The sequence below is a fragment of the Dyella sp. genome, from assembly GCF_035486915.1.
Taxonomy (GTDB): Bacteria; Pseudomonadota; Gammaproteobacteria; order Xanthomonadales; family Rhodanobacteraceae; genus Dyella_B.
Map to the genome: position 1 here is coordinate 1 of NZ_DATHMR010000092.1, position 6602 is coordinate 6602.

A 6602-nucleotide genomic window follows, 5' to 3' on the forward strand; every position below is an offset into this window, starting at 1 on the left:
CGTCATCCGACGATGGCCTAGTAACGTGGCAATTCATACAGGAAAAACGCAGCGGCGCGACGATTCCGCAACTGGTGAAAGCACCGGCGAGCGACGTCATGCGGAAGATCAACGACGATCTCAAACATCAATTCGCACAGGACATCGATGCTGCACTGTCATCCAAACCCGATGGCGAGGCCTCGTGCAATTACAGCGTTCCGTTCGCCAATGCGCGCATCTTTGTTGTCGACAGTACATGCGAATGGGATACGCCGGGTGCCGCACATCCGAGCAGCAGTTGGGAAACCGTGACATACGATCTGGCCACTGGCAATCCCATCGATTGGACACAATGGCTACGCTTTCCCGATGCATCCGTTGAGCATTTCGACTTCACCACCGGCAAGGATATTGTGTCGCTGGCGCTGCGCCACGAAGTATCCAAGCGCAATGACAACGACTGCACACAGGTGGCTTTCGAAAGCTACAGCTGCGACGGCAACACCTGTTCCAACTACGGTCACGACGGTAACTGGAAAGACGCGATCAGCTTCTCGCCACGCAAAAATGGCTTGTTCGTTGCATTCAACGATTATCCGGAAGTAGCACGCAATTGCCGCGGCGAAGGTTTCACGTTGCCGTGGAATGCGATACACGCGCTGCAAACGAAACCGCACGGGTGGCCGTAACGTCACGCCCGTAGAGCGATCACGCTTCGTAGAGCGCCTTGCGTGGCGCACCCGAGATGGCAGCCGCTAGCTTCGCGGCCTTCGCCGCAGGCAATTCCTGCCGCAATATCGCGAAAACGCGACGACCTTCCGCGAGCTGATCGTCTTCGTGCTCGCCCCGGCCGGCAACGAGGATGACGAACTCGCCGCGCTGCTGATTTGAATCGGACGTCACGCGCTCGAGCAGTTCGGCGAGCGGCTCACCCATCACCGTCTCGAACATCTTGGTAAGTTCGCGCGCTATGACGCCGGGTCTATCGCCACCGAATACGTCGCGCATATCCGTGAGGCTTTCCACCACGCGATGCGACGATTCGTAGAAAATCAGCGTGCGCGCATCGCCCGCAAGTTCCTGCAAGCGGGAACGACGTGCGGCTGATTTGGGCGGCAAAAAGCCTTCAAACACGAACCGATCGCTGGGCAAACCAGCCACCGACAGCGCAGCAATCGCCGCACACGCCCCCGGCACCGGCGCACAGCGAATGCTCGCTTCACGCGCCGCTCGCACAAGCCGAAAACCCGGATCGCTGATCAGCGGCGTGCCGGCATCGGAAATCAACGCGATGGATTCCCCGTCCTGTAAACGCCTGACGATCGCTGCGACCGCTTCACGCTCGTTGTGTTCATGTAACGCCATCAAGGGTGTGGCGATGTTGTGCTGGAGCAGGAGGGGGCGGCTGTGCCGGGTGTCCTCCGCGGCGATGACCGAGACGTTACGTAACGTCTCGATAGCGCGCGCAGAGATGTCGTCGCGATGGCCGATAGGCGTGGCCACGACCCACAGGCAGCCGGTCTGATGTGATGTCATTTTGGGTATCCGTCCGCCACGGCGCGTCAATATGATCGGCTATGATCGCGCAATCGCCACCCCTGTCGATAAGAATCGAGGAATTTTCATGCGCCTGTGTCGGCTTGCAGCATTGGGATTACTGATTTCACTGGTACTGAGCGCTTGCGTACCGTCCCTGGTGCCGCGCTCGCCCGCTGAAATCGCTGCAGCACAGAACGCGGCCGATCTGGCCAACCAGGGGCAGTTCGACCGCGCCGCGCAAGCCTATCTGATGCTTGCCCAGCAAAATTCCGGCCGCGCCGACCACTACAACCTGCTCGCGGCGGAAGCCTATCGTCAGGAAAACGCGCTCGATCGCGCCGCGCCGATTGTCGCTGGCATCCAGCGCAAGGAACTGACCGACGACGAACCCTTGCGCCTGGATCTGCTGCGTGCCGAAATCGCATTGCGCCAAAACGATCCGGCCAGTGCATTGCAGCTGACGATGCAACCCAATGTCAGTGTGCCGCCGAACCTGCGTCCTCGTCTGCTGACGCTGCGTGCCGACGCACAAGCGGGCACTAACGATTTGTGGAGCGCTGCAAGCACGCGTATCGAACTCGACAACCAATTGCAGGGCCTCGATCGCACGCAAAACCGCGATGCAGCGATATCGCTGCTCGCTCGACTCGGCGTGACCGCGCTGAAAGCGCGCGCAGCCGCCATGCAGTCCGGCGATCCGATGTTCCCATGGGTGAGCGAGGCACTGGGGCGCCTGGGTGTTACGGTCGCCGCTGCTCAACCAAGCCTGGAACAGCCTGTCGGCACGCTGGTTCCCGGCAGCAATGCGAGCGTGCGCGAGGGTTACAAGATGCCCGCGCAGATTGCGTTGTTGCTGCCAAACAACGATGGCCTGGTTTCGATATCCGCCGCGATTCGCGAAGGTTTCTTCGCGGCGTATTTCCAATCGTCCGATACGCATGCGCCGCGCGCGTCGGTTCGCGTGTACGACAGCGGCGGCAATGCGGCTAGCGCGATCAAGGCGTATGAACAGGCGGTGGCGGATGGCGCACAACTGGTCGTCGGACCACTGACGCGCCCGGAAGTGCTGGGCGTGCTCAGTCAGGCGTCGCTGCCTGTTCCGGTACTCGCGCTCAATCGGTCGGATAATAAAAATGTCCCCGCCGGCAATGCCAGTCAATTTGCGTTGCTGCCGGAAGACGAAGGCGCGCAGGTCGCCGATCACATGATCGACCGTGGTATTCACACAGCGTACGTCGTGACGTCGAACGACGATTTCGCAAAGCGTTCCGCAGTCGCCTTTAAAACGGAATGGCAGGCGAAAGGCGGCCAGCTGGCGGGTAACGCGCAAATCGCAACCGGCAACGTCAACTACGGGGATGCGATCAACGGTTTGAATGCCGGCAATGCGGGAAGCGATGCAGGCATCTTCATTAGCATGCGTGTCGATCAGGCGCGTTTGTTGTTGCCGCAGTTGCGTGTCGCACGTATCAATCTGCCCGTCTTTGCCACGTCGCATATTTACGGCGGCAGCGATAACGCGATTGCAGACCGCGATCTGGAAGGCGTGGAATTTTGCGATGCGCCGTGGTTGTTCGACGCGCAAACGGGCCTACCCAGTTACCAAGACGTCGCAGCGCAATTGCCTGCCGCGCGCGGCGCCACGGCACAACTGTTTGCGTTCGGCATGGATGCATGGAATCTGGTGCCGTATCTGGACTGGCTGCGCAATCATCCGGGCAGTTATCTGCCCGGCGCCTCGGGCCAGCTCGCTGGCGATACGTTCGGCCACGTGAATCGCGTGCTGACATGGTTGAAGTTCCAAGATGGCGTAGCGCGTCCTATGAATGGCACGTTGCAAATGGATAACGCGCCGGGCGGTCCCGCACCTGCGGGCAGCACGCCTGCGCCGCCCGCTGCACCACCGGCACAACCCGCACAACCTGCAAACGGCTGATGCGCGCGGCAGGTGCCGCGTTCGAGGAGCGCGCGTGCAAGGAACTGGAACGGGCCGGCCTCAACGTACTGGCCCGCAACTACACCACTCGCTACGGCGAGCTTGATCTGGTGATGCGCCACGGCGACGTCGTGGTGTTCGTCGAAGTGCGTCATCGACTGCGTGCGGCCCACGGCGATGCACTTGCCTCCATCACCGCGACGAAGCAGGCGCGCCTGGTTCAAACGGCGCAGCTCTGGCTCGCCGCACATCCGAAGCATGCGCATCGTGCCTGCCGCTTCGATGTCGTCAGTTACGACGGGCCGGCAGACAACGCAACGATGAATTGGCTGCAAGGCGCTTTTGACGCTTCCTGACGCACGAAGAACGCCATGGTGGGATACTTCCATCCATGAAACTGCCCGATTCCCTGCTCGATACGCTGCATGCCGTTTTCGGCAAAGAGGGTTGCTCCACGAATGAAGCGGAGCGGCTGGCCTATGCCTACGACAACTCGCGCCGCAACGCGCTGCCCGACGCGGTGGTATTTGCGCAGGAGCATCCGCAGATAGAAAGCCTGGTTCGTGTTTGCCGCGAGCACCGGGTACCCGTCATTGCCCGCGGGCGCGGCACAAACACGACGGGCGCCACCGTTCCCGTAGACGGCGGTGTAGTGGTGAGCTTCGAACGGATGAACCGTATCGTGCAGATCGATCCGGATAACCGCTACGCGATTGTCGAACCGGGCGTATTGAACGGCGATCTTCAAAACGCGCTCGCACCACACGGGTTTTTCTGGCCGCCTGATCCCACATCATCGCCATGGTGCAGCATCGGCGGAAACCTCGCGTGCAATTCCGCAGGCCCGCGCACGGTCAAATACGGCAGTCCGCGCGAAAACACACTCGGCCTGCGCGCTGTCGCAGGTACGGGAGAAGGCTTTCGTTGCGGTACGTATACAAGCAAAGGCGCGACCGGCTATGACCTTACGCGCCTACTGATCGGCTCGGAAGGCACGCTGGCGTTGATCACGGAAGCCACGCTCAAACTCACGCCCAAGCCAACCGGTTTGCGCACGTTGCGCGCAACCTATCGCGATGTAAGCAGCGCGGCGTACGCCGTGGCGCGCATCATGGCGCAACCGGTGACGCCCTGCGCACTGGAATTTATCGATGACGTGGCGCTCAAGCTCGCTCGCGATCATGGCGGCGATAGCGTGCCAGTCGCTGGTGCAATGCTGATGATTGAAGTCGACGGCGAGCCGGAAACCTTGCCATCGGCCGTCGAGGCCGTTTCTCGCGCTGCGCGCGGCGACGGACTGGAAGAACTGCGCGTCGCGCAAACGGCTGAGGAAACGCAGGCGTTATGGTCGGCGCGCAAAGCGCTGTCGCCCGCGCAACGCACGATATCGCCGAACAAGATCAACGAAGACGTCGTCGTGCCGGTCAGTCGCTTACCTGAACTGGTCGACGGTATTCGCCAATTGTCGAAGCGGCACGATGTGTTGATCGTGACGTTCGGTCACGCCGGCAACGGCAATCTTCACGTCAATCTGCTTCCTCGCGACGAGGCAGAGCGCGAGCGTGCGCATGCATGCCTCGCCGAGGTGTTCGCGTTGGTGATTTCACTGCAGGGCACGTTATCCGGCGAGCACGGCATTGGCCTGGTAAAGCGCGAATTCATGCCGCTCGCCTTGCAACCCAGCACGCTGAGCTTGATGCACAACGTGAAAGCTGCATTCGATCCCGATGGCATCTTGAACCCCGGCAAGCTGTTGCCGTGAGTCGTCGCGATTCGCTGGCACCGTTGCTCGCGGAGATTCGTGCGTGCCGCCTGTGCGCGGCGTACTTGACCGACGGACCACGCCCTGTCGTGCAGGCATCGATGTCGTCACGTTTGTTGATCGTAGGCCAGGCACCCGGACGCAAGGTGCATGCGAGCGGCATTCCGTTCGACGATGTCAGCGGCGATCGTTTGCGCGCGTGGCTCGCTGTCGATCGCACGACGTTCTACGACGCCGAACGTATCGCCATTGTAGGCATGGGCTTGTGTTTTCCAGGCAGCAGTCGAGGCGCCGATTTACCGCCTCGACCCGAGTGCGCGCCGATGTGGCACCCGCGTCTGCTGCCGCGACTGAAGCACGTGCAACTGACGCTCGCCATCGGCCAATACGCGCAAGTCGGCATGCTCGGCGAACGTCGTGGGCAATCGCTCACCGACACCGTGCAAGCCTGGCGCACGCATCTTGCCCATGGCGTGCTGCCACTTCCGCACCCCAGTCCGCGCAATCAGGCGTGGCTCAAGCGCAATCCTTGGTTCGAGCAGGAACTGCTGCCCGTCTTGCGTCGTCAGGTCGCTCAGGTGCTGCGCTGAGAAAAGATCAGGTGCAGGCCGAAGAGCATGAACACCGCACCGGCGCAGCCATCGATCCAGCGTCGAATGCGCAGATAGCCCCGACGCATCACCGGCAACGCAAAGCACACTGCCACAAAGGAAAACCACAGCAGCGTTTCGACCACCACCATCGTCCACAAGCCCCATCGCGCCCCTGAGCTGACGCCTGCACCGACGAATCCCGAGAAGATGCTGGCGAAATAGATCACCGCCTTGGGATTGGCGAGATTGGTAAACAATCCGCGCGTCAGAGAACGCCACGCGCCTGACGTGGTCTGCACCGCCTGCGATTCGGCCGCACCGTTAACCGGCTTGGCAAACCCGGCGCGCAACATCTGCACGCCCATCCAGCACAGATAAAGTCCACCGCCGATGGCGATCAAACGCTGCAGCCAGATCAGCTTCTGCAACAGCAATTGCAAACCGAGCAGCGCCAGCGCGGCCCACACCGCCACGCCCAACGCGATGCCAACCACGCCAGCCATCGCCTCGTAGCGAGAACGGCTGATCGCGGTCTGCGAGACGAAAAAGAAATCCGGCCCTGGGATCGCCAAGGCGATGATCTGGATGATCGCGATCGTGATGAACAGGCTCATGGGGGCACTCCAGGGATGAGCCGACATTGTAGCGGCAGACCCGTCATGGGGTATGTCACGCCGCGCTGAACCTTGCCCGCCGGGGCACGCTTCCTCTACGCTGCCAGCGCTTTGTGGCCCAGGGATTTTTCCCGGCCTTTTTCGGGGGAAAGACCATGCGGGAGATGTGCCCATGA

7 protein-coding genes are annotated in these 6602 nt (G+C 61.4%); 5 read left to right on the top strand and 2 right to left on the bottom strand.

Annotation, left to right across the window (positions count from 1 at the left end; genetic code table 11):
* Positions 1-671: hypothetical protein (locus tag VK725_RS07400; RefSeq protein WP_325317417.1), on the top strand; the 671-nt coding region annotated here is incomplete at its 5' end.
* A gap of 19 nt (positions 672-690) precedes the next feature.
* On the opposite strand, the gene rsmI is transcribed toward VK725_RS07400, so the two are convergent.
* Positions 691-1518: a 16S rRNA (cytidine(1402)-2'-O)-methyltransferase gene (gene rsmI, locus VK725_RS07405; RefSeq protein ID WP_325317418.1), complete on the bottom strand. Its 828-nt coding sequence runs from the start codon at positions 1516-1518 to the stop codon at positions 691-693.
* An 88-nt stretch (positions 1519-1606) separates the two neighbouring features.
* Here rsmI and VK725_RS07410 point away from each other — a divergent pair, with 88 nt between their 5' ends.
* The 4 genes from VK725_RS07410 to VK725_RS07425 are packed head-to-tail and all read left to right on the top strand — an operon-like array spanning position 1607 to position 5809.
* Entirely contained in the window at positions 1607-3457 is a 1851-nt protein-coding gene (locus VK725_RS07410) for a penicillin-binding protein activator (protein ID WP_325317419.1), read from the top strand.
* The gene (locus VK725_RS07415; protein WP_325317420.1) at positions 3457-3813 is read left to right on the top strand and encodes a YraN family protein; all 357 of its coding nucleotides are present in this window, start codon (positions 3457-3459) and stop codon (positions 3811-3813) included. The genes VK725_RS07410 and VK725_RS07415 overlap by 1 nt, the downstream gene beginning before the upstream one ends.
* A gap of 35 nt (positions 3814-3848) precedes the next feature.
* Complete coding sequence (locus VK725_RS07420; protein ID WP_325317421.1) at positions 3849-5219, top strand: FAD-binding oxidoreductase; 1371 nt, start codon at positions 3849-3851, stop codon at positions 5217-5219.
* Entirely contained in the window at positions 5216-5809 is a 594-nt protein-coding gene (locus VK725_RS07425) for a uracil-DNA glycosylase family protein (RefSeq protein WP_325317422.1), read from the top strand. Before VK725_RS07420 ends, VK725_RS07425 begins: the two co-directional genes overlap by 4 nt.
* On the opposite strand, the gene VK725_RS07430 is transcribed toward VK725_RS07425, so the two are convergent.
* Positions 5794-6426 (bottom strand): homoserine/threonine efflux transporter, encoded by a 633-nt coding sequence (locus VK725_RS07430; protein ID WP_325317423.1) that lies wholly within the window; start codon positions 6424-6426, stop codon positions 5794-5796. The two genes, VK725_RS07425 and VK725_RS07430, sit on opposite strands and share 16 nt — an antisense overlap.
* Positions 6427-6602: the final 176 nt, after the last annotated feature.